The sequence below is a fragment of the Marinitoga sp. 1135 genome (assembly GCF_013363245.1).
Classification (GTDB): domain Bacteria; phylum Thermotogota; class Thermotogae; order Petrotogales; family Petrotogaceae; genus Marinitoga; species Marinitoga piezophila.
Map to the genome: position 1 here is coordinate 114,486 of NZ_LBEZ01000019.1, position 24,247 is coordinate 138,732.

Sequence of the window (24,247 nt, forward strand, 5' to 3'; positions counted from 1 at the left end):
ATAATAATTATATTCTTCAAAAAATTTGATTTGATAATATCACCCCCTGATAATTAATTCTATATTGTATAAAAAATTCCCTTGAATTCTTAACAACATTAAAGTATAATATAGGTAATAATCAATTTTCGAGAACTGGGAGGGAGAAATATGGATATTGGAAAAAGATATACTCCAAATGAAATAGAAACAAAGTGGTACAAAGTTTGGCTTGACGAAGAATTGTTTAAAGCAAAAGGTGAAGGTAATGGTAAATTTTCTGTTGTGATACCTCCTCCTAACATTACTGGAAAAATTCATATGGGACATGCTTTGAATATTTCCCTTCAGGATATAGTGACAAGATTTAAAAGGATGCAAGGTAAGGATACATTATGGTTACCTGGTGAAGACCATGCAGGTATTGCGACTCAGCATGTTGTAGAAAAGTTCCTTATGCAAAGCGAAGGAAAAAGAAAAGAAGATTATGGCAGGGAAGAATTTATAAAAAGAGTATGGAATTGGGCAAATGAATATAGAGAACATATAAAAAAGCAAATAATGGCAATAGGTGCATCTGTTGACTGGTCAAGGGAAAGGTTTACACTTGATGAAGGTTTAAATAAAGCTGTAAGAAAGGTATTTGTTGAATTATACAATGAAGGATATATATATAAAGGAAAATATATAGTAAACTGGTGTCCAAGCTGTGGCACAGTTTTATCAGATGAAGAGGTTGAACATAAAGATGAAAAAGGTGCATTATATCATATAAAATATCCAATAAAAGGTGAGGATAATTATATAATAATTGCAACAACAAGGCCAGAAACAATGTTAGGAGATACAGCAATAGCTGTACATCCATCAGACGAAAGATATAAGGATTATGTTGGAAAAGTAGCTATATTACCATTAGTAGGAAGGGAAATACCAATAATCGCAGATAAATATGTTGATCCATCATTTGGAACAGGTGCTTTAAAGGTTACGCCTGCACATGATCCAAATGACTATTTACTTGGTCAGAGACATAATCTTGAATCAGTTCAAATAATGGATGAATATGCAAAGATAAATGAAAATGGTGGAAAATATGCCGGAATGACAAGAGAAGAAGCAAGAAAGGCTGTAGTTGAAGATCTTGAAAAAGAAGGATATTTATTAAAAATAGAAGAATTAGAACATTCAGTTGGTCATTGTTACAGATGTGATACAGTAGTTGAACCATTCCTCTTAGATCAATGGTTTGTAAAAATGAAACCACTTGCAGAAAAAGCAATAGAAGCTGTAGAAGACGGAGACATAAAATTCTATCCTGAAAGATGGAAAAAGGTATACCTTAACTGGATGAATGAAATAAGGGATTGGTGTATTTCAAGACAATTATGGTGGGGACATAGAATACCTGTATGGTATTGTGAAGATTGTGGACATATAAATGTTTCTGAAGAAGATGTACATAAATGTGAAAAATGTGGATCCACAAATCTAAGGCAGGATGAAGATGTACTTGATACATGGTTTAGCTCTGCATTATGGCCATTTTCAACATTGGGTTGGCCAGAAGAAACAGAAGATCTCAAAAAATACTATCCAACTGATTTGTTAATGACGGGTTTTGACATAATCTTTTTCTGGGTAGCAAGAATGATTGTAATGGGAGAAAAATTCATGGGAGATAAACCATTCTCAGATGTATATATTCATCAACTTGTAAGGGATAAACATGGACGAAAAATGTCAAAATCCCTTGGAAACGGTATTGACCCACTTGAAGTTATTGAAAAATATGGTGCTGATCCAATGAGATTTGCACTGGCAATTCTCGCGGCACAGGGAAGGGACATAAAATTAGATCTTCAAATAATTGATTCATATTCAAAATTTGCAAATAAAATATGGAATGCTACAAGGTTTGTATTGTTGAATATGGATGATTTTGAAAAGATGGAATTAAAACCGGAAGACTTAACCCTTGAAGACAAATGGATGCTTACAAGATTGAATAAAACAATAAAAGAAGTTACAGAAGCAATAGAAAAATACGAGTTTAACATTGCAGCAAGAGCATTATACGATTTCTTCTGGAATGAATACTGTGATTGGTATATAGAAGCTGTGAAAAATAGATTAAAATCAGAAGATAAAAAACTTGCACAAAATGTATTGGTTCGTGTTTTAGACTCTTCGTTAAGATTATTGCATCCATTTATGCCATTTTTAACAGAAGAATTATGGCAGAATTTACCAAAGATTACAGATGAAAAGTATCTTGTAACTGCAAAATGGCCAGAGTATAATGAAAACTTCGTATTTGAAAATGAAGAAGCAGAATTTGAAAAGATAAAAGCATTTATTAGAGGTATAAGAAATGTAAAAGCTGATATAAATATTCCACAGATAACAAAGGTTGAAATAGCATATAAAACTTTAAGCGATAATGACTGGATAAAGAGAAATGAAAAGACAGTTAAAGAATTGGCATTTGTAACAAATATAGAAATAGTTTCAGAAAAACCTGAAAAATCTGCAACATCATATGTTGATGAAGATGTTGAAGCATACGTAAAGCTTGGGGAACTTATTGATATAGAAGCTGAAAAAGAAAGATTAAACAAAAAGCTTGAAAAACTCAATAAAGAATTCCAGAAATACGATAAAAAATTAAATAACAAAAACTTTATTGAAAGAGCTCCTGAAGAAGTAATAGAAGAAACAAAAGAAAAATTTGAAATGGTAAAAAGCCAGATTGAAAAATTAGAAAAATTATTAAGGGAGTTAGATTAAATGATAGAGTCACTTCGAAAGGCTGTAGAGTATATATACGATAGGCGTGGTGGCACAAGAATAAAGTATGGTTTAGATAGAATAAACAAATTATGTGAATTATTGGGGAATCCTCAAAGGGATTTCCCTGTTATTCATGTAACAGGAACAAATGGTAAGGGAAGTACATCAAAAGCTATACATGAGATATTAAAAGCTCATGGGTTAAAAACAGGAATATTTACCTCTCCGCATTTAACCAATATAAAAGAGAGAATAAAAATAAACGGAAAATCCATAACAGAAAAGGAATTTGTTTCAATTCTTAATGATATGATTATTCCAATTGAAAAAATGGATGCCATGTCAGAAGATATGTCGCCATCATTTTTTGAAATTATTACCGCATTGGCATTAAAATATTTTTCAGAACAAAATGTTGATGTAGCTGTACTTGAAGTAGGACTTGGAGGAAGACTTGACGCTACTAATGTTGTAAATTCTGAAGTTTCTGTTATTACAACAGTACAATATGATCATACAAGTTTACTTGGAGATACATTAGAACAAATAGCCTATGAAAAAGCCGGAATAATAAAACCTGATAATTATTTAGTATTAGGGAATATAAATGAATCTTCAAAAGAGGTAATATTTGAAAGAGCCAATGAAGTTGGAATAAGAAAAGTATTTGAATTTGAAAAGGACTATAATTTTAAAAATCCCATATATTCATTGAATTGGAATTCAATTGATTATAAGAGCATATATACAGAAATTCCCGGGCTTGTATTCAAAGCAAATGGAACATATCAACCATATAATGTATCCACAGCTGTTATGGCAGTAGAGGCATATATGGAAAAAAAAGAGTTAAAATTTGATATTGAAAAAACAAAAAAAGGATTAAAAAACTTTTTATGGGAAGGGCGTTTTGAATTAATAGAATATAATGATAAAAAGGTTATATTAGAAGGAGCGCACAATATTTCTGGAGCTTTGGCATTAAAAAATTCAATTAAAATATACACAAAAAACTTCAAAAAAGCAGCTTTAATTGGAATATTAGATGATAAAGATTTTGAAGGAATGGTAAAGTTAATGGCAGATAACTTTGATTATATAATAGTTACTCAGGTTCCAAATAAACGATCTTCAAATCCAGAAGCAGTATATAAAGCATTTAAAAAATACTCAAGAAACGTTACATATATTCAGGATCCAATAAAAGCCTTTGATTATTTACTTACCATTCCGTATGATTATTATTTTGTTACAGGTTCTCTTTATTTGGTTGGAAAAATAAGAGGATATATGTTAAATCTGGAGGAAATATAATGATTAGAAAAGTAAGAGGAAAAGTGGAAAAATTAACTCCAGACGAAATAATAATAGAATCTGGAAATATGTTTTTTGAAAGTATTCCAACATACAGGATTTTAGAAAGATGTGAAATAGGAAAAGAATATGTGTTTGAAACACATCTTGAAATATCAGAATGGAACATAGCTTTTTATATGTTTTATGATGATATTGAAAGAAATATATTTCTTAATTTAAAAAAGGTTTCAAAACTTGGTGGAAAAAGTGCATTGAAAATTCTTCAGAAAATAGATGTAGAACAATTAATAAATATGATAGCTTCTCAGGATGTAAAGGGATTATCTAAACTTCCTGGAATAGGTAAAAAAACAGCAGAAAGAATAATCAACGAATTGGGTGAAAATCTTGAAACCTTACCTGTAAGTGGAGAAAGTACAAAATTAAAAGATGCTCTTGAAGCTCTTGAAGCTCTGGGATTTGAAAAAAACAAAGTATTTAATGTATTAAAGGAAATAGATATAGAAAAATTGACGCTTGAGAATATAATTACACAAGCTTTGAAGAAATTGTGATAATATCTTAATTTTAATTAATGAAAATAATGTTAAAATATAGAATGTCGGGGGTGTGCTATGAAAGTATTAATTCTGGCAGCTGGTCTTGGAAAAAGGATGAAATCAAAATATCCAAAGGTAATGCACAAAATTCTTGAAAAAGAATTGGTAAATTGGGTAATAGATACTGCGAAAGAATTAAATCCTACAGAAATAGGAGTTGTTCTTGGATATAAAGGAGAACTTGTTGAAAAAATACTTCCAGAAGGAATAAAGATTTTTTATCAAAAAGAACAATTGGGAACTGGTCATGCTGTAATGTCAGCTGAAGAATTTTTAAATGACGAAGATATATTAATATTATATGGAGATACACCATTAATTACCGCTTCAACATTGTCGAAGTTAATTGATAAACATAAAAATACAAATGCAGATGCTACAATTCTAACCGCAATTTTAGATAATCCTGCTGGATATGGTAGAATAGTAAAAGATGAAAATGGAAAGTTCATAAATATTGTAGAAGATGCTGATGCATCAGAAGAAGAAAAGAAAATAAAAGAAATAAATTCAGGTTTCGTTATATTTAAGGGAGATAAGCTAAAAAATGCATTAAAAGAGTTAAAACCAAATAATAATCAAGGTGAATATTATCTAACAGATGTTCCTAAAATGCTAGAAAATGTGGAAACATATGTTTTAGAAGATTTTTCAGAAGCGTTGGGAATTAATAATAGAATTCAGCTGACAAATGCTGAAAAAATATTAAGAAAAAGAATACTTGAAAATTTAATGCTAAACGGAGTTACAATAACAGATCCCGATACAGTATATATAGGTCCTGACGTAAAAATAGGGCAGGATACAATAATTTATCCAATGACATTTATATATGGAAAAACAGAAATAGGTGAAGATTGCGAAATAGGTCCTATGACACGAATAAATAATTGTCAAATAGGAAATAACGTGAAAATATTGCGTTCAGAATGTGAAGATGCTATAGTGAAAGATAATGTATCCGTTGGGCCATACTCCAGATTAAGAACCGGAACAGTATTAAATGAAAAGGTAAAAATAGGAAATTATGTTGAAACGAAAAAAACAATAGTGGGTAAAGGTTCAAAAGCACAACATTTAACCTATCTTGGTGATGCGACAATAGGTGAAGATGTAAATATAGGTGCTGGAACAATTACATGTAATTATGATGGAAAAAATAAACATAAAACATTTATTGGAGATAGAGTTTTTGTAGGTAGCAATACAGCATTGGTAGCTCCAGTAAAAATAGAAAATGATGTTTTAATAGGTGCTGGTTCAACAATAACAGAAGATATACCTGAAGGTTCACTTGCACTTGGAAGAGCAAGGCAGGTAACAAAAGAAAATTGGGTATTTAATAAGAGGGAGAAAGGAGAGTAAAAATTATGCCTTTTTCAATGGCCCACGAAATTAAAATATTTTCCGGTTCAGCTAATCAGCCATTAGCTGAAAAAATTGTTCAGTATCTTGGAACAAGATTAAGTGAAGTAGAACTTGGAAGATTTGCTGATGGTGAAGTAAATCTTCGAATTGGTGAAACAGTTAGAGGACTTGATACATTTGTTATTCAGTCAACCTCTTCACCTGTAAATGAAAGCTTAATGGAATTACTTGTAATGATTGATGCATTAAAAAGAGCATCAGCAAATTCAATAGCTGTTGTAATTCCATATTTTGGTTATGCGCGTCAGGACAGAAAAGCAAGAGGTAGAGATCCAATATCAGCAAAACTTGTAGCCAATCTATTGACTGTTGCAGGAGCAACAAGAATAGTAACAATAGACTTGCATGCGGAACAGATTCAGGGATTCTTTGATATACCTGTTGATAATCTTATGGGATTTCCTGTATTTGTAAATTATTTTAGAAATGAATGCGAAGATTTTGATGAAGAAAATTCCGTTGTTGTTTCACCAGATGTTGGTGGAGTAAAAAGAGCAAGGAAATTTGCAGAAAAAATGAATTTACCACTTGCAATACTCGATAAAAGAAGACCAAAAGATAATGTAGCAGAGATAGTCAATATAATTGGTGATGTAAATGATAAAGTAGCTATAATATTTGATGATATAATAGATACAGGAGGATCGTTAGTTGGAGCAGCAGAAATGCTCGTAAAAAATGGCGCTAAAAAGGTTATAGCGTGTGCAACTCATGGAGTTCTTTCCAAAAATGCAAAGGAAAAGTTACAAAATTCAGTAATTGAAAAAATATATGTTACAGATACAATATATCATAATGATTTGCCGGACAAATTTGAAGTATTAAGCGTATCTTCAATTCTCGGTGAAACAATTGCAAGGATCAAAAATAATTTATCAGTAAGTATACTCTTTAAATAAAATAATTTATTAACATAGGAGGGATTAAAATGGCAAAAGTATACCAGCTAAAAGCTATTGAAAGAAAAGAAGGAGAAAAAGCAAATCACATCAAAAAAGAAGGTTTTATTCCCGCTATAGTCTATGGACCTGGTTTAGAAGGCGGAAATATTGCTTTAAAGGTTTCTTCTGTTGATGCATTCTTAATGATTGAAAAAATTGAAGAAACAACACCTATTCAATTAAACATTGAAAAGGAAAATGGTGAAACATATTCAGTAACAACATTCTTAAAGACATTACAGAGACACAAAGTATCAGATAAACCAATTCACATTGATTTCTATGTTCCATCAGCAGGACATAAAATGCACCTTAACATTCCTATTGAATTTACAGGTGAAGCAAAAGGATTATCAAGAGGCGGTATGTTAGAAATCCACTACCACGAATTACCAGTTGAAATATTACCAAAAGATATTGTAGAAAAATTCGTAGTAGATATTTCAGAATTAGATCTTGGAGATCATATTACAGTAAAAGACCTCAACATATCTGAAGAAATAGATGTATTACTTGACCCAGAAGAAGTTGTTATAGCTGTTACAGAACCAAGAGCAGCTGAAACAACAGGTGAAGAAGAAACAGAAGAAGCAGAAGGAGAAGAAGCTTAATTAAACTATGAAAATAATAATAGGATTAGGTAATCCAGGCCCACGTTATGTCTTTACAAAGCATAACGTGGGGTTTTTGGTTATCGATAGATATTATGAATTAAATAAGCAGATATTCAAAAAAATTGAAAAAAACACCTTTGAAGGATATATAAATGATGATATAATATTAATAAAACCGCTTACATATATGAATTTAAGCGGAAAGGTGTTTTTTGAACTGAAAAATTATATAGAAGAAATATCACCGGAGAATATACTGGTAATATATGATGATATATCCATTGATCTTGGGAAGATTAGAATAAGACCAAATGGTTCTGCTGGAGGTCATAATGGATTAAAATCCATTATCTCCGTACTTGGTACAAAAGACTTTCCAAGGATACGCGTTGGAATAGGGCCAAAACCAGAAGGAATAGACCTTGCAGATTATGTATTAAGTGAGTTTACAAATGAAGAAATGTATAAATTATACAAAGTAATAGATAAAACAGTAGATGCAATAAACATTATTCTCGGAGGAAAAATAACAGATGCAATGAACAAATATAACAATCGTGATTTAACTGGAGATGATTAAATTGAAATGTCAATTATGCAAAACCAATGAAGCGGAAATAGTCCAGAAATTTGATTATGACGGAATAATGACTGAAATTGGATATTGTCAAAAATGCATGAAGGAAATTATGAGATTTCATCTTTCTCCAGTAAATGAAACAACGATAAAATTCTTTACTACAAAACTTTTTTTTAAAAACCATTCAAAATTTATGGAATCCTCGGTTGAAATTAGCGGGGTAAAAACATGGGTATTATCAGAAGGGCCTATACATTCAAAGCGCTTAATATTTAAAGAAGATGAAAACTCAAAAATACGAGATACGCAAACAGTAATTGAAAGAACATTATATTATTTATCTAAAGAATATGAGGCAGCCAGAAAAAACAACGATATAGATAAAATGGAAGCAATAGAAAAGATTATAAAAAAATTAAAAAGAATGCTTAAATAAAAAATCCCCTCTATTTGGAAAACCAGATAGAGGGGATTTATAAATATTAAATTTAAATAGCAGTTTTACTATAACGTTTAGCTTCTTCTATTGTATCTAAAATAAGCATAAGATTAATAACCTTGGTAATTTTTAAGATATTTTTAATCATAGAATTTATATTTATAAAAATCAATTTATTATTAAAATGTCTGGCTTTTTGAATTAAAGTAATAATTATTCCAAGTCCGTTACTATCCATATAATATACATTTGAAAAATCCACAATAATATTACTATCCTTTATATCTAAAATTTCCTCTAATTGTTTTTTTACAAATTTTCCATTTTCTATATTCAAATTATCATTAAATTTTAAAAGATAATAATTATTAAATTTTTCTATATCACAATATTTCTTCATTTCCATCACCTCCGACATTAAATATATCGTCTATAAAATCAGTTGCTTTAATAAACAAAAAAAGTGAAATAATTATATAATTTATGATATAATATTTCTATAAAAAATAACAAAATGAAAAGGAGGGGCAAAATGACAATACTAAATCTAAGCGGAATTGTATTTGGTCTTGTGGGGATTGTATTTACAATCTTTTTAACCTTTAAAGTACTTGAAAATTCACCGGGAAACGAAAAAATGCAAAAAATTTCTGGTGCCATTCAGACAGGTGCAAGAGCATTTTTGATTTCAGAATATAAAATCCTTTATGTAATTGTTGGAATAATATTTATATTATTGGGACTTACCAATGGCTGGATGATGGCGCTTGCATTTTTCCTGGGTGCAACCTTATCAGTTTTATCAGGTTTCTTTGGTATGAGTATTGCTACAAAAACAAATACCAGAACAGCTCAGGGAGCAATTCATTCTTTGAGTAATGGATTAAAAATAGCATTTAATGGTGGAGCTATAATGGGAATGACAGTAGCTTCATTGGGATTATTTGGTTTAGGACTCGTTTTTTATCTCACAAATGGCGATACCATATCAATGAGTGGCTATGCAATGGGAGCTTCATTGGTAGCGTTATTTGCAAGAGTTGGAGGAGGTATATTTACAAAAGCTGCAGATGTTGGTGCAGACCTTGTAGGAAAGACAGAAGCAGGAATTCCAGAAGACGACCCAAGAAATCCAGCTGTTATTGCTGATAATGTTGGTGATAATGTTGGTGACGTTGCTGGAATGGGAGCAGATTTATATGAATCATTTGTAGGTTCAATATTCTCTGCTTCTGCATTAGGGGTTATATTATTCAGCGAAAAAGGTGCAACATTTCCATTTATTGTAGTATCAATAGGTATAATATCTGCAATTATAGGAATTTTGGTGTTTAATTTTAATCTAAAAGACAAAGAAAATGTAGATCCTTCAAAAGCTTTACATTTTGGAATGTATATAGCAAATATACTCACATTAATAGGAGTATTTTTTCTATCATTAATATTCTTAAAGACATTAAAACCTTTTTATGTTATATTTCTGGGGATGGTAGTGGGAATGTTAATAGGTTCAATAACAGAATACTATACAGCAAAAGAACCTGTAAAACATCTTGCTAAAAGTGCAGTAAGCGGAGCTGCGCCATTACTAATAAATGGTATGGCTGTTGGTATGGAATCTACAGCTATTCCTGTAATATTAATATCTCTGGCAACAATAGTATCGTATAATCTTCTTGGATTATTTGGAATAGCGCTTGCAGGTGTAGGAATGCTTGCAACACTTGGAATTACTTTAGCAATAGATGCATATGGCCCTATTGCCGATAATGCAGGTGGTATTGCACAAATGGCAGAGCTTGAACCATATGTAAGAGAAAGAACCGATGCTTTAGATGCAGTTGGAAATACAACAGCTGCAATAGGTAAAGGATTTGCAATAGGTTCAGCTGCATTAACTGCTTTAGCATTATTTGCTTCATATACAAAGGTTGTAAACCTTGAAATAATAGATCTTGCAAAATCGCAGGTATTTATAGGTGCATTAGTTGGTGGAATGTTACCATTTCTTTTTTCATCAATGGCAATGAAAGCTGTTGGTGATGCTGCAGAAATAATGGTTGAAGAAGTAAGAAGACAATTTAGAGAAATTGTAGGATTAATGGAAGGAAAAGCTGATCCTGATTATTCATCATGTGTTGCCATAGCAACAAAAGGCGCTTTGAAAAAAATGGTATTACCTTCATTATTAGCTGTATTTATGCCAATAATAATGTTCTTTATACTTGGAAAAGAGGCAGTAGCCGGTATGTTAGTTGGAACAACAGTATCAGGTGTAATGCTTGCAATATTCATGGCAAATTCTGGTGGTGCATGGGACAATGCAAAAAAATATATTGAAACAGGCGAATTTGGCGGTAAAGGTTCATTTGCACATAAGGCAGCAGTTATTGGAGATACTGTAGGAGATCCATTTAAAGATACCGCAGGCCCTGCTATTAACATACTTATTAAATTAATGTCTATAGTTTCTATTGTTGTTATTCCTATATTAATAAAAATCTTTCAATAAATGAAAGGGGGATTAAGATGAAAAGAATAGCTGTTTTGAATGTAGGTGGAGATTGTCCGGGATTAAATTCTGCAATTAGAGCTTTAGTAAGAAAATCTGCAATTGAAGATATTGAAGTACTTGGAGTATATGATGGGTTTAAGGGATTTATTGAAGATAGGGTATTTATAATGACAAAAGAACACGTTTCGGGTATCCTGGAAAGAGGAGGAACTATTTTAGGTTCTTCAAAATTCGATCCCACAAAAAATCCTGAAGACTTTAAAAAATTGAAAGATAATTTTGAAAAATACCAGATTACAGCTTTTGTTATTATGAGTGGGCATACAGGAACATCAATAGCTTTAAAGCTTTCTGAAGAAGGTATGCCATCTGTAGTTATTCCAGCAACAATAGACAATGATCTTCCATGGACAGATTTTAGCATAGGTTTCTTTACAGCATTGGAAACTGTTACTAAAACATTGGATGCACTTCATTCAACAGCAAGTGCAGGACATAGAGTTATTGTTGTTGAAGTTGCAGGTGATGAAGCAGGATGGCTTGCAACAATAGGAGGGTTAACAGGAGGAGCTGATTATATACTTATACCAGAAATTGAATTTAATCCGGAAAATTTATTAAAAAACATAAAGAAAAGATACGATGAAGGAAAAAAATTCTCAATAGTAGTAGTTGAAGAAAAATGCCCTCTTGACGAAAAATTAAAGGATATAAAAGAAAAGTTGCCAGAAGGTTCAACCCCTTCAGACATAATTTCAAAATATATAAAAGAAAAATTACCAACAGTGGAATGTAGAAATGTAAACCTTGGATACATGCAAAGAGGTGGAGCACCTGTTTCATTTGATAGGCTTATTGCTACAATGTTCTCAACAGCGGCAATAGAATATGTTAAAAAAGGAAAAGTTAATGTAGCTTTATCTTTAAAAGGATTTGAAATTACAGATGTACCATTCTCAAAAGAATTGTTAGAAAATAAAGATATTGAACCAAAAATATATGATATGGCTAAAATATTCTTTTAATTAAGTAAAAAATATTGGGCAGCTTAACAGCTGTCCAATATTTTTTTATGGTATAATATGGATAGAAGGCGGTGATAAAATGAAAAAACCACATTTTTATTTTCTTCTATTTCTGTTAATAATAAGTATAATATCTTTTATTAATATTAATTATGCTTATTATATAATGGAAGGTTTAACTTCCATATTACTTGTTTTTTTAGCAGCATTTTCTGTAAAATATGTAAATAAATTTTTTACCGCCGGAATAATAATGTTTTTAGTAGAAAACACCCTTGAAATTATAAATGAATTTAAACCTTTTAATATCTTTTTCTGGCAAAATATTTTAATTATATATGGAACAGTATTTTTGATGTTTGGATTGTATAAATTCTATAAAAAATATTTTGAATTAGAAAAAACATTCAACGGAATATTTAAGCGTTCAAACGAGGCCATATTTTTCTGGGGTAAAGACAAAAAATTAATAAAAGCCAATCCAAGAGCAGCAAAATTATTGGGATATAATTCACCTGAAGAAATGGTTGGGATGGAAGTTGAAAAACACGTCTTTAAGGAAGATTATGAACATGTAAATAAAATAAAAAAACTTTTGGATAATAAAGAAGAAATTGAACCGTATGAAAGGAAATATAAAACATTAAATGGAGAAATAAAATGGGTTGAAGTTCATGCAATAAATGTTCAGGAAGGAAATGGTGAATATTATTTCCAGGAAATTGATCATGAAATAACTGACAGAAAAAAACTTGAAGAACAATTATATAGAGAAAAAGAAAAATTCAGAATGTATTTTGAATATGCACAGGTAATGTATGTTATTCTTGATAAAAATGGAAATATAGAAGACTTAAATCTCAAAGCCTGTGAAATATTAAAAGTAAAAAAAGAAGAGGTTATAGGAGAAAATTGGTTTGAAAATTTTATACCGGAAAATATTAGAGATGAAGTAAAAGAAGTTTTTAATAAAATAATGTCCGGTGAGCTTGAGGGTGTAGAGTATTTTGAAAACGAAATAATAACAAAAGATGGGGAAATATTAAATATATCCTGGCATAATACATATTTACTAGATGAAGATGGAAATATAGATAAGACATTTAGCTCAGGGCTTGATATAACAGCAGAAAAGAAATATCTTGAGACACTAAAATACAATGCAAAATTCGCAACAAAATTTCTTAATCTAAACAATGAAATTCTGACAAAACCATGGAATGAAAGTATGTATCAATTAATATTGGATACGGTAATAGATATTATCCCATCTGCAGAAGCAGGTAGTTTACTTACAATAGAGGAAAATCAAAGAATATTCACATATAAAGCTGTTCAGGGGTATAACTTTGAAAAATTAAAAGAAATAAAGTACCCGGAATTACCGCTAAGCATAAAAAAGCCAATAATTATAGATGATTGGGATGATATATATATTCCACCAAAATACGAATATGAATTACTTATAAAATACGGAAGATTAAAAGAGATAAAACAGAGTTTAATCATACCTTTTTATTTAAGAGGAAAATTATATGGCTTACTTACACTGGATATCTTTGATGAAAAAAAGAAATTTTCAGATATAGATCTTAATTTTGCCAATATAATAAAAAGTAATCTTGAATATCTAATTTTAAAAGTATTCCTTGAATTACAGCTGAAAAAATCAGCAGAACTTGATTATTTAACCGGGATATACAACAGGCAGGCATTCTTTTCAAGAGTGAAAATGATGATGTCATACCTGTCAAGACACAACAGCAGTAGAATGGGATTGTTGTATATAGACATAGATAAATTTAAACATATTAACGATACATATGGACATAAAGTAGGAGATGAAGTTTTAAAATTCTTTGTAAAACAGGTTTCCTCAATGATTAGAGAAAGCGATTTATTTGGAAGAATAGGCGGAGATGAATTTACCGTCGCTTTAATGGATACAGATAAAGAGGGAATAGAATCATTTATTTCACGAATGAAAAAAGTTTTCAAAGAAAAACCGTTTATTTTTGAGGATATAAAAATAAATATAAGTTCAAGTATTGGATATAGTATATATCCAGATGAAGGAAAAAACATTGATATTTTACTTGATATTGCTGATAAAAGAATGTATATAAATAAAAGAAAAAAGCCGGAGGAATAAATATGCTACTAAAAGTTGAGGATATATCGTATAATTTTGGTACTCAAGATCTTTTTTACGATGTTTCATTTTCAATTTATGAGCACGATAGAATAGCTTTAATAGGTCCAAATGGTTCAGGAAAAACAACATTATTAAGAATATTAAATGATGAATTAGAGCCATTAGAAGGAAATATAATAAAAAACAAAAATCTAAAAATAGGATTTTTAAAACAATTTAGAGCAGACGAAATGGATTTAAATCTATATGAATACGTTTTAAAAGAAATTGAATCAAATATAAAAGAAGAAATGAAAAATAAAATAGTTCGTTCTGTATTAAAAGGAATGGGATTTGAGGAAGAAGAGTGGAATAGAAAAATCAGCACATTAAGTGGTGGAGAATTAACGCGTTTAGCCTTAGGAAGAGTATTGGCTGGAGATTATAATCTTTTAATTTTAGATGAGCCAACAAACCATCTTGATATTTATTCTATTAATTGGCTGATAAATTATTTAAAAAATTACAAAGGTGCAATGATATTTGTTTCTCATGACAGAAAATTCATAAAAGAATTAGCAAATCGCTTTTTTGAAATAAATAATTTTAAATTATGGGATTTTCATGGAAAATATGAAGAATATTTAAAATTAAGGGAAAATATGCTTATAAACATAGAAAATAGAAAGAAAAATCTGGAAAAGGAAATAGAAAGATTAAACAGAATGATAGAGCGTTTCCGAAAATGGGGAACCGAAAAAATGATGAAACAGGCCAAGTTCAGGGAAATGTTAAGAGATAAATTACTTAAAGAATATGAAGAAATAGATTCCTTAAAAGAAGAACAGGTAATAAAAATAAAGATTCCTGAACCAAAAAGAACGGGATATAAAGTATTGGAAGTTAAAAATCTTGAGTTTTCATATGATAAAAAAACAATTTTAAACAATATATCCTTTGAAATAAATGAAAAAGAAAAAATAACAATAATAGGAAAAAACGGTTCTGGAAAATCAACATTATTAAAATTATTAATGGGAAAATTAAAAACTGAAAAAGGGAAAATAAATTGGGGATATAACATAAAAATCGGATATCTTGATCAGGTTATTTCTTCTTTGGGAAAAGAAAAGGATATTATGAGTGTAATATGGGAAGATGTACCTGAGTGGCAGGATTTTGAAGTAAGAAAATATCTTGGAAGATTCGGCTTTTCGGGAGATAATGTATTTAAAAGTATTAAAAATCTCAGTGGTGGGGAATTAACCAGACTTGCGCTGGCAAAAGTAATACTTCAAAAACCAAATGTGCTTATACTTGATGAACCTACCAATCATCTTGATATTTTTACAGTTCAAACCCTTGAAGAAACATTAAAAGAATTTAAAGGTTCAATTATTATGGTTTCGCATGATGAGAAACTAATAAAAAACATAACAGATAGATTTTTTGTAATAAAAAACGGGTATATTAAAGAGTATAGTAAATTTGAAGATATAATAAACGAACAGCAAAATGAAACATTTAAAATAAAAAAATCCTCTTCTGAGAATCTTGAATATAAAGAAGCCAAAAGGATAAAAAATAGAATAAAAACACTGGAAAGAAAAAAAATAAATCTTGAAAAAGAATTTGAAGAATTAATAGAAAAGATTGAAAAAATTGAAAATGAAATGGTAAAATATTCTCAAAACTATCAAAAATTAATGGAACTTGAAAATGAAAAACAACAACTTGAAAAGAGAATGGATGAAATAACCTTAGAAGAAGATGAAATAAATAAAGAACTAAAAGAATTAGTAAAAATTGGAGGATGATTGCATGAATTATTTCGGAATATATTCCGATCAAAGCGAAAACTTTTTAATGCCAGTAAATCCCAAAGTTGGTGACGAAATAACAATAAAAATAAGAATACCAAAAAAATATGGTAAAGTAAAGGGGAGATTAAATTTTCTTGTTCAAAAGCATCATAATAAATACAAACATACAGTAATGCACCTTGAAAAAGAAGATGAATACTTTAAATATTTCAGTACAAAGTTTAAATTAACAGAAAGGATTATACGCTATCATTTTGAAATACATTTTGAAAACGATAACAGAACAATAAAATACGATTCGAGAGGAATAGTTGAGCACAGGCACGTAGAAGATTTTATTATAATTCCAAATTTTGAAGTGCCAGAATGGTCAATAGGAGCAATTTACTATCAAATATTCCCGGATAGATTTAACAACGGAGACAAAACAAATGATCCAGTAGATGGCGAATATATATATGATGGTGAAAAAATAAGAAAAAAAGAATGGAATGAATATCCACATCCTACAAAAGGACACACAGAATTTTATGGTGGGGATATACAGGGAATAATAGATAAACTGGACTATTTGAAGGAATTAGGAATAGAAGTAATATATTTAAATCCAATATTTGTATCTCCAAGTCCTCATAAATACGATACACAGGATTATGAACATATAGATCCCCATTTAGGAGTAATAGTAGAAGATACAGAGGATTTAACAGAAAAATACAAAATAAGAACAACATCTAAAAAAAATCTTGAAGCCAGTGATAAACTGTTTGCTAAATTAGTTGAAGAAGCTCATAAAAGAAATATAAAAATAATTCTTGATGGTGTATTTAATCATTGTGGTTCATATCATAAATGGGTAAATGAATATAAAATATATGGTGAAGATGTTGGCGTTGCAAATAACAAAGAAGTGCCAGAAAGCGAATACTTTTATTTGGACAAAAATAATGAATATGAAGGCTGGTGGGGATATAAATCACTTCCGAAGTTAAATTACGACAAAACATTATTACTATGGAAATACATATCTCAAATCGGGGAAAAATGGGTTTCATATCCGTATAATGCTGACGGTTGGAGATTAGATGTTGCAAGAGATTTAGGAAAAACAAAACAGGTCAATAAAAATTTCTGGAAATATTTCAGAACAATTGTAAAAAGGAAAAATCCTGAAAGCATAATATTTGCTGAAGATTATGAATCTCCTAAAGAATGGATTGAGAATTTATCATGGGATGGTATAATGAATTATATTGGAGCTATGGATCCTATAAGTTACTTTTTAACCGGTATGGAAAAACATAATGATGATTACAAGCCAGAATTGTTGGGAAATTCTGAATGGTTTATTGAACAATTGCGTTGGGCATGGAGTCAAATGCCAATGAATTCAAAATATTTGTCCATGAATCAATTGAGCAATCACGATCATTCAAGATGGGCAACAAGAACTACTAAAAAAGTAGGAAGGAGTTATTCCTTAGGTCCAGAGGAAGCTGAAAAAGGTATAGATTGGGATATCTTTAAAATTGGAATTATAATGTTATTTACATTGCCGGGTTCTCCGGGAATATATTATGGTGATGAAATAGGATTGCCAGGCTGGACAGATCCTGACAATAGAAGAACATTTCCATGGGATAAATTAAAGGAAAAAGAATCGCAGGAAAAACTGAATTTTTTTAAAGAAGTAATTGATTTTTATAAAAAACACCCGGTTTTGAGAAATGGTTCAATAGAATTTTTAAAATGGGAAAAGGATTTTGTTTCTTATGGAATATGGAATAATGACGAAAAAATTGTTGTAATTGTGAATATATCAGATAAAGATAAAGACTTTGAAATTCCAGTATGGTTATGCGAAGTAAAAGAAAAGAAAATGAAAAAAGGCATATCAATAAAAAATAATGAAATTGATGAAATAAATGTGGAAAACGGGAGTATAAAAGGTACAATAAACAAAAAAAGTTTTATTATTTTTCTTGGAAAATAATAAAAATGTGTTATAATATGTATAAAGGAAAATGAGAGGAGGAAAAAACATGAAAAAAGAAATTTATGGAAACAGTGCAACAATATTTCTTCAAGGCAGAATTGATATAACTAATTCAGAAGAATTAAGGGATGAACTAAACGAATTAGCAGAAAACGGAATAAAAAGAATATTTATTGATATGTCAAAACTTGACTATATAGATAGTAGTGGATTGGGTAGAATATTATATTTCTTTATGAACTACAAGAAAAAAGGTGGTTCAATGGAATTGCATAATGTAAGAAATGAAAATGTGAAAAAAGTAATTGAAATAGTAAAATTAGATAAAATCATCCCTGTAAGAGAATATGATGTTGAATAAATTTGAATTCTAAAGCTGCTTTAAAGCAGCTTTTTTTATTTTTATAAAAATTTTACATAAATAGACTTTTAGATTTAACCCAAATATGGCATAAATTATCTGTAAATATATACAAATTGTATATAAAGGAGGGGTATAATAATGCCACATGTAAAAATAGCAATATACACAACATCCAGATGTCCATGGTGTAGAAAAGCAAAAAATTATTTCAAGCAATTGGGTATTCCTTTTAAAGAATATAATGTTGAAAAGGATCAAAAGGCAGCTGAAAGAATGGTGAGAAAAACAGGGCAAATGGGTGTTCCTGTAATTGAAATAGGAAATCAGACAATTGTAGGATTTGACAAAGCAAAAATTGAAAGATTGCTTGGAATATAAGTTAAAACAAAAGAAGTCCGCTTCACTAATTTTGGTGAAGCGGACTTCTTTTGTTTTAGGTTTTGACATTGAAGAAATTTTGTAGTATAATTAATGTCACCTTTTTTTATAAAAGTTTGTGATGTAGAAAAAAGAAAAATAATGTTCATTCAAACAGCAAGAATTTCTGATCCTTGTTCTATAAAAAACACTCCTAAAAAGGTTCATTCAGGCGGTGAAATTTCAAGCCTTCATTCACCTTTTTACTCGTGTTTTTTATGTTTAACTTATATAATAAAATATAATAAGAAATAAGAAAATAGAAATAATAATATGAGCGAAAACTTGAAAATTCCGAAGAGAAACAACTATGATTGAGAAAAATAAAAACGAACGAAAACTCGCAGGTTGCCCGAGAAAATCACGAATGGAGGCTGTCAAAAAAACAGGATGTTTTTTTGAGCGCAGCTTCTGCAGGGATGCAGAATCTAAGCGACAGCCGGGAATGAGTGATTTTCGAGGATCAGCAACCAAGTTGTTTGAGGGAGTTTTTATTTTTCTTAATCAACAACACAAAAGGACGAACATGGATGTGAGTCTGCAACGACCGGCGGGAACGAGAATTTTTGAGGATTAGAATTTTCTACCGTTTGAGCGATTATTATTATTTCTATTTTCGAAAAAAGTTTTTGATATACAAATATTTAATAGCATAAATGAATCTTTTTAAGAAGTTTTCTTGACTATATTCTTTATAAATCCTCGTTGTGGGAAATTTTTGTCTTCGTTCATTTTTATTTTTTAAGCTAAATTTTTCAATTTATATAAATAAAATCATTATTAGGGAGGGATAAGATGAGTTATATAGTAAAAACTAAAAACGGGGAATTTAAAATAAAAAAAGGAGAGCAGTTTTTTAAGATAGCTGAAGAATTGCAAAAGAAAAATAAATATACTGTACTTGCAGTAAAATTCAACAATGAAGTTAAAGAATTATGGAAAAAGGTTCATGGAAGCGGATATGCTGAACCAGTTGATGTAACTTCAACAGAAGGTATGAGGATATATAGAAGGGCTTTATTATTTATTATATATATTGCATTAAAAAGAAAATTTAAAAAATCAAAACTTGTTGTACATCATTCTATTGGTAGCGGATTGTATTTTGAAATAAAAGGAGTAAAAAATTCAGAAAAAAATATTGAGAAATTAAAAGCTGAAATGAAAAAGATAATAGAAGAGGATTTGTTATTTGAAAAAATAACATTAAGCAAATTCGATGCCATAAAATATTTTGATGAAAATGACGAAAAGGATAAGGCTATTTTATTTAAATACAGAAAAAAAACAACAGTAAAGGTTTATAAATGTGGCGAGTATATAAATTATTTCTATGAATACATGCCGCCTTCAACAGGGTATATAGAATTATTTGATGTTATTGCATATGACAAAGGATTTGTATTATTGCATCCAAATCAATCATCACCAGATAAGATTCCGGAATTTAAACCTTTGCCAAAACTCTCAGCAACCTTTATTGAATATAAAAAATGGCTTGATATATTAAATATACAAAATGTTGGAGAATTAAATTCATTAATTGCAAAAGGTGTAAATAAAAGTGGAGAATTAATAAGAATAGCAGAAGCCCTTCATGAAAAAAAATATGCAAATATAGCAGATCAAATTATGAAAAGAAAACATGTAAGATTAATATGTCTTGCAGGTCCGTCCTCTTCTGGTAAAACAACAAGTGCAAAAAGAATAGCTTTACAATTAAAGGTAAACGGTAAAGAACCATTGCAAATATCTCTTGATGACTATTATATGGATTATGAAAAAATACCTTTGACTCCAGAAGGGAAAAAAGATCTTGAATCAATAGAGGCGCTGGATCTTGATCTATTAAATAGAAATCTTAAGGATTTAATTGAAGGTAAAGAAGTTGAATTACCAAGATATAACTTTGTAACTGGAAAAAGAGAGTGGACAGGAAAGAAAGTAAAAGCAGGGAAAAATCAACCTATTATTATTGAAGGAATTCATGGTCTAAATGAAAAACTCACAGAAAGCATACCAAGAGATCAAAAATTCAAGGTATATGTTAGCGCTTTAATACAGATGAATCTTGATGAAATGAATAGAATACCTACAACAGACACAAGATTAATAAGAAGAATAGTTAGAGATTATAATTTTAGAGGCGCAACAGCATTAAGAACTTTACAATTATGGCCAGAAGTAAGAAAAGGTGAAGAAGCAAATATCTTTCCATATCAGGAAGAAGCAGATATTATGTTCAATTCATATTTAATATATGAATTGCCAATACTAAAATTATATGCAGAACCATTATTGCTTGAAATAGACAATACTTTACCTGAATATACAGAAGCAAAAAGATTGCTAAGATTCTTAGATTATTTCCTTCCTCTTCCAGCAATAAAACATGTACCAAATATCTCAGTTTTAAGGGAGTTTATAGGCGATAGCACATTTGAATATTAATATTACTGAAAAAATTTTATGATATAATAAAAATGAAGTTTTTATGATTGGGTAAATAAAAGTTATTTCAAATTGCTAATTAATATTTTGTATTAATTTTTTCAGTAGGAGGTAATTAAATGCCTGGAAGAGGTAGAGGACAGGGAAGGTTTAGAAGAGGCTGGATAGAATCCTTTGTATTATTAATAATAGCTGAAAAGCCATCTCATGGCTATGAAATAGCAAATAAACTCTCTGAATTTGGTGTTATGCTCAACGGTATAGGGCAAATGGGTAATTTATATAGAACCCTTGCAAAACTGGAAGAGATGGGACTTGTTGTTACAGATTGGGATACCTCAGAACCAGGTCCATCAAAAAAGATTTATAAAATTACACATGATGGAATGTTATTCCTTGAAAATTCAAAAAAGGATTTTATAGAGTTTAAACATATAATTGATGTGTTTATTGATAGAGTGGAGAGGTTGTAAAATAAAAAATAAGGGCTTAAGCCCTTATTTTTTATTTTTTTATCATATTTATTTATTTATTTATTTATTTATTTATTTATTTACCGTATTGCAACTCCGGGTTAAAAATTAAAGTGTTTCAAAAAGATGAAAATATGTTATAATTTTTAATGAAAGGATTAAAAGGAGGGAGAGAGTATGAAATTAACTGGCAAAGTTCTCACTATGGTTTTGGGGATAACAATACTTTCCCTGATTTCTCTGACTTTTTTTACAGTTAAATCGTCTGTTAATTCAATGATTAACTCTGATGCTGAAAAACTTATATTGGTTTCAAAAAAATCGTCAAATGAACTAAACATGTATTTGGGGCAGGTAGATGATTTTCTAAGATTAAATTCTAAGCGAAATTTGTTTATTAAAAATCTTGGAGAATTAAAAGAAGCTTTTCATCATATAGAAGAATTAGGAGAACCTGATGAAATATTACAAAAAGCTTTTATTGATGATAATCCTTATCCTGTTGGTGAAAAATACAAATTGACAGAATTATCAGGGGTGCATGCTCAGGAATTAAAGGAATATAATGAAATACATAAGGTTTTACATCCAATAGTCAAAAATATGATAGATACATATGGTTTTTATGATTTATTCTTAATTAGTGCTGATGGGGATATTCCGTATACATATTATAAGGAAAGAGATTTTGCAACTAATATACTTGAAGGCAAATGGAAGGATACAAATTTAGGAAGTCTTGTGAGATTATTAAAAGAAAAAGACGATAATAATGTGCACTATGTTGATTTTGCATCTTATGCTCCTTCAAATGGGATACCAGCAGGGTTTGCAGGTATTTCTATTAAAGACAGTAAGGGAAACACAATTGGATATCTTGTGGTTCAATTGCCAATTAATAAAATAAATAAGGTCTTGCATGAATCAGCTGGTATGGGAGAAAGCGGAGAAACATATGTTGTGGGACCTGATAAATTAATGCGAAGTGATTCAAGGTTTAAAGAAGGAACAATATTAAAGCAAATGGTTGACACTGTTTCTGTTCAAAAGGCTTTAAATGGTGAAGAAGGCTGGAATATAATTAAAGATTATAGAGGGATAAAGGTAATAAGTGCTTATATGCCTTTTAAACATGCAGAATTAAACTGGGCGTTAATTGGTGAAATTGATTATGATGAAAGTACAGCAGATGCTAAAGCATTAATTAGAATAAGTATTATAACTCTTGTGATAATAATTGTTATAAGTATAGTGGTTAGTTATGTATTTACAAAAAATTTATTAAAACCATTAAAAATGGCTGTTGGAGCTTTTGCGGAAATTGCTAAAGGTGATCTTACAGTTAAAATTGATGTAAAAGGTAATGATGAGATTGCTGAATTGGGAAGAAGTTTAAATTCAATGGTTAAAAATCTTAATGATACAATGAAAGAGCTTATTAATATTTCTACGAAATTAAATTCTTCTTCAACTGATTTAGCAGCAGTTTCAGAAGAAAACAGCGCAAATGTTCAGGAAATTTCATCTCAGGCAGAGGTTATTGGCGAGAATACAGAAAATCTTTCTTCAGCAGTTGAAGAGGTATCTTCAGGAATAGAAGAAATAGCAACAAGTTCACAGAATATTTCTGAATCAACACAGGAAATGAGTCAGAGTGCAGAAGAAACTACAGAATTTGCTCATATAGGGCAAAAGAGTATGAATGATGTTGTTAAAAGTATGGAAGGTGTTTCGGAAGAAACATCTAATGTAGCAAAGATAGTTTCTGATTTAGCAGGAAAAGCTCAGAATATTGGTGAAATTGTTGAAACAATTGGTAGCATTACAGAACAAACAAATTTATTGGCATTAAATGCTGCAATAGAGGCTGCAAGGGCTGGAGAAGCAGGAAAAGGTTTTGCTGTAGTTGCTGATGAAATTAGAAAGCTTGCAGAAGAAAGTAGAAATGCAACAGATAAAATAGCAGATATTTTAAAAGAAATTCAGGAAAGTGCTAATACAGCAAATGAAGCCACTCAAAAGGCTAAGAAAGAGGTTGAAAAAACCAATGAAATTATTGAAGTGGCAAATAAACAGTTCCATGAAATTGCAGAAAAGATAGATGTGGTTAAACAATTATCAGAAAATATTACTGCAGCTTCTGAAGAACAGAGCGCATCAACAGAAGAAATGGCAAGCGCTGTTACAAATGTAAGTAAGAGTATTGCTGAAATAACAGAAAAGATAAAACATATAGTTCAGGCAATTGAAGAAGAACGTGATGGAGCAGAAGAAGTCGCAAAGGAAAGTCAGGTATTAAGTGAATTAGCTGAACAATTACATTCTATTACAAAGAAATTCAGGATATAAAAAAATGGGG

At 29.9% G+C, this 24,247-nt stretch carries 19 protein-coding genes; 18 read left to right on the top strand and 1 reads right to left on the bottom strand.

Features of this window, described 5'->3' with window-relative positions:
* The first annotated feature begins 150 nt into the window (after positions 1 to 150).
* From XO10_RS08800 to XO10_RS08835, 8 genes are read left to right on the top strand one after another with little or no spacing between them, the layout of a single operon-like run.
* On the top strand, positions 151 to 2,769 hold the full coding sequence (locus XO10_RS08800) for a valine--tRNA ligase (protein WP_014297223.1): 2,619 nt from the start codon (positions 151 to 153) through the stop codon (positions 2,767 to 2,769).
* Positions 2,770 to 4,086 carry a folylpolyglutamate synthase/dihydrofolate synthase family protein gene (locus XO10_RS08805; protein ID WP_014297224.1) on the top strand — a complete coding sequence of 439 codons (1,317 nt, stop codon included), beginning with the start codon at positions 2,770 to 2,772 and terminating at the stop codon, positions 4,084 to 4,086.
* Positions 4,086 to 4,643 carry a Holliday junction branch migration protein RuvA gene (gene ruvA, locus XO10_RS08810; RefSeq protein ID WP_014297225.1) on the top strand — a complete coding sequence of 186 codons (558 nt, stop codon included), beginning with the start codon at positions 4,086 to 4,088 and terminating at the stop codon, positions 4,641 to 4,643. The genes XO10_RS08805 and ruvA overlap by 1 nt, the downstream gene beginning before the upstream one ends.
* 60 nt (positions 4,644 to 4,703) lie before the next feature.
* Positions 4,704 to 6,053: a bifunctional UDP-N-acetylglucosamine diphosphorylase/glucosamine-1-phosphate N-acetyltransferase GlmU gene (gene glmU / locus XO10_RS08815; protein WP_175421408.1), complete on the top strand. Its 1,350-nt coding sequence runs from the start codon at positions 4,704 to 4,706 to the stop codon at positions 6,051 to 6,053.
* A gap of 5 nt (positions 6,054 to 6,058) precedes the next feature.
* Complete coding sequence (locus XO10_RS08820) at positions 6,059 to 7,015, top strand: ribose-phosphate pyrophosphokinase (RefSeq protein WP_075780719.1); 957 nt, start codon at positions 6,059 to 6,061, stop codon at positions 7,013 to 7,015.
* Positions 7,016 to 7,044: 29 nt separating this feature from the next.
* A complete protein-coding gene (locus XO10_RS08825; RefSeq protein WP_014297228.1) occupies positions 7,045 to 7,668 on the top strand; it encodes a 50S ribosomal protein L25 in 624 nt (207 codons plus the stop codon).
* Between the two features lie 7 nt (positions 7,669 to 7,675).
* Positions 7,676 to 8,251, top strand: coding sequence for an aminoacyl-tRNA hydrolase (pth, locus tag XO10_RS08830; protein WP_014297229.1), 576 nt, complete (start codon positions 7,676 to 7,678; stop codon positions 8,249 to 8,251).
* A gap of 1 nt (position 8,252) precedes the next feature.
* Positions 8,253 to 8,687 carry a hypothetical protein gene (locus XO10_RS08835; protein WP_175418499.1) on the top strand — a complete coding sequence of 145 codons (435 nt, stop codon included), beginning with the start codon at positions 8,253 to 8,255 and terminating at the stop codon, positions 8,685 to 8,687.
* 52 nt (positions 8,688 to 8,739) lie between these two features.
* Here XO10_RS08835 and XO10_RS08840 read toward each other — a convergent pair whose 3' ends face one another.
* Positions 8,740 to 9,090, bottom strand: a complete 351-nt coding sequence (locus XO10_RS08840; protein WP_014297231.1) for an STAS domain-containing protein — start codon at positions 9,088 to 9,090, stop codon at positions 8,740 to 8,742.
* Positions 9,091 to 9,222: 132 nt separating this feature from the next.
* Between XO10_RS08840 and XO10_RS08845 the strand changes: the two genes are divergently transcribed.
* The 10 genes from XO10_RS08845 (at position 9,223) to XO10_RS08890 (ending at position 24,237) form a co-directional block, all read left to right on the top strand.
* Positions 9,223 to 11,202 (top strand): sodium-translocating pyrophosphatase, encoded by a 1,980-nt coding sequence (locus XO10_RS08845; RefSeq protein ID WP_014297232.1) that lies wholly within the window; start codon positions 9,223 to 9,225, stop codon positions 11,200 to 11,202.
* 17 nt (positions 11,203 to 11,219) lie between these two features.
* Complete coding sequence (locus tag XO10_RS08850; RefSeq protein WP_014297233.1) at positions 11,220 to 12,230, top strand: 6-phosphofructokinase; 1,011 nt, start codon at positions 11,220 to 11,222, stop codon at positions 12,228 to 12,230.
* 79 nt (positions 12,231 to 12,309) lie between these two features.
* Positions 12,310 to 14,382 (top strand): sensor domain-containing diguanylate cyclase, encoded by a 2,073-nt coding sequence (locus tag XO10_RS08855; protein ID WP_014297234.1) that lies wholly within the window; start codon positions 12,310 to 12,312, stop codon positions 14,380 to 14,382.
* Positions 14,383 to 14,384: 2 nt separating this feature from the next.
* Entirely contained in the window at positions 14,385 to 16,181 is a 1,797-nt protein-coding gene (gene abc-f, locus XO10_RS08860; RefSeq protein WP_014297235.1) for a ribosomal protection-like ABC-F family protein, read from the top strand.
* Between the two features lie 4 nt (positions 16,182 to 16,185).
* On the top strand, positions 16,186 to 18,180 hold the full coding sequence (locus tag XO10_RS08865; RefSeq protein ID WP_175421409.1) for a glycoside hydrolase family 13 protein: 1,995 nt from the start codon (positions 16,186 to 16,188) through the stop codon (positions 18,178 to 18,180).
* A 49-nt stretch (positions 18,181 to 18,229) separates the two neighbouring features.
* Positions 18,230 to 18,544, top strand: a complete 315-nt coding sequence (locus tag XO10_RS08870) for an STAS domain-containing protein (protein ID WP_014297237.1) — start codon at positions 18,230 to 18,232, stop codon at positions 18,542 to 18,544.
* A 141-nt stretch (positions 18,545 to 18,685) separates the two neighbouring features.
* A complete protein-coding gene (locus XO10_RS08875) occupies positions 18,686 to 18,925 on the top strand; it encodes a glutaredoxin family protein (RefSeq protein WP_014297238.1) in 240 nt (79 codons plus the stop codon).
* Positions 18,926 to 19,759: 834 nt separating this feature from the next.
* On the top strand, positions 19,760 to 21,415 hold the full coding sequence (locus XO10_RS08880) for a nucleoside kinase (protein ID WP_175421410.1): 1,656 nt from the start codon (positions 19,760 to 19,762) through the stop codon (positions 21,413 to 21,415).
* 119 nt (positions 21,416 to 21,534) lie between these two features.
* The gene (locus XO10_RS08885; protein ID WP_014297240.1) at positions 21,535 to 21,888 is read left to right on the top strand and encodes a PadR family transcriptional regulator; all 354 of its coding nucleotides are present in this window, start codon (positions 21,535 to 21,537) and stop codon (positions 21,886 to 21,888) included.
* A gap of 177 nt (positions 21,889 to 22,065) precedes the next feature.
* Positions 22,066 to 24,237: a methyl-accepting chemotaxis protein gene (locus XO10_RS08890; protein ID WP_014297241.1), complete on the top strand. Its 2,172-nt coding sequence runs from the start codon at positions 22,066 to 22,068 to the stop codon at positions 24,235 to 24,237.
* The last annotated feature ends 10 nt before the right edge of the window (positions 24,238 to 24,247 follow it).

Bases quoted from the DNA above. Each gene is read 5' to 3' on its own strand.
- XO10_RS08800 (WP_014297223.1), top strand. From the start codon at position 151: ATGGATATTGGAAAAAGATATACTCCAAATGAAATAGAAACAAAGTGG.
- XO10_RS08805 (WP_014297224.1), top strand. From the start codon at position 2,770: ATGATAGAGTCACTTCGAAAGGCTGTAGAGTATATATACGATAGGCGT.
- ruvA (WP_014297225.1), top strand. From the start codon at position 4,086: ATGATTAGAAAAGTAAGAGGAAAAGTGGAAAAATTAACTCCAGACGAA.
- glmU (WP_175421408.1), top strand. From the start codon at position 4,704: ATGAAAGTATTAATTCTGGCAGCTGGTCTTGGAAAAAGGATGAAATCA.
- XO10_RS08820 (WP_075780719.1), top strand. From the start codon at position 6,059: ATGCCTTTTTCAATGGCCCACGAAATTAAAATATTTTCCGGTTCAGCT.
- XO10_RS08825 (WP_014297228.1), top strand. From the start codon at position 7,045: ATGGCAAAAGTATACCAGCTAAAAGCTATTGAAAGAAAAGAAGGAGAA.
- pth (WP_014297229.1), top strand. From the start codon at position 7,676: ATGAAAATAATAATAGGATTAGGTAATCCAGGCCCACGTTATGTCTTT.
- XO10_RS08840 (WP_014297231.1), bottom strand. From the start codon at position 9,090: ATGAAGAAATATTGTGATATAGAAAAATTTAATAATTATTATCTTTTA.
- XO10_RS08845 (WP_014297232.1), top strand. From the start codon at position 9,223: ATGACAATACTAAATCTAAGCGGAATTGTATTTGGTCTTGTGGGGATT.
- XO10_RS08850 (WP_014297233.1), top strand. From the start codon at position 11,220: ATGAAAAGAATAGCTGTTTTGAATGTAGGTGGAGATTGTCCGGGATTA.
- XO10_RS08855 (WP_014297234.1), top strand. From the start codon at position 12,310: ATGAAAAAACCACATTTTTATTTTCTTCTATTTCTGTTAATAATAAGT.
- abc-f (WP_014297235.1), top strand. From the start codon at position 14,385: ATGCTACTAAAAGTTGAGGATATATCGTATAATTTTGGTACTCAAGAT.
- XO10_RS08865 (WP_175421409.1), top strand. From the start codon at position 16,186: ATGAATTATTTCGGAATATATTCCGATCAAAGCGAAAACTTTTTAATG.
- XO10_RS08870 (WP_014297237.1), top strand. From the start codon at position 18,230: ATGAAAAAAGAAATTTATGGAAACAGTGCAACAATATTTCTTCAAGGC.
- XO10_RS08875 (WP_014297238.1), top strand. From the start codon at position 18,686: ATGCCACATGTAAAAATAGCAATATACACAACATCCAGATGTCCATGG.
- XO10_RS08880 (WP_175421410.1), top strand. From the start codon at position 19,760: ATGAGTTATATAGTAAAAACTAAAAACGGGGAATTTAAAATAAAAAAA.
- XO10_RS08885 (WP_014297240.1), top strand. From the start codon at position 21,535: ATGCCTGGAAGAGGTAGAGGACAGGGAAGGTTTAGAAGAGGCTGGATA.
- XO10_RS08890 (WP_014297241.1), top strand. From the start codon at position 22,066: ATGAAATTAACTGGCAAAGTTCTCACTATGGTTTTGGGGATAACAATA.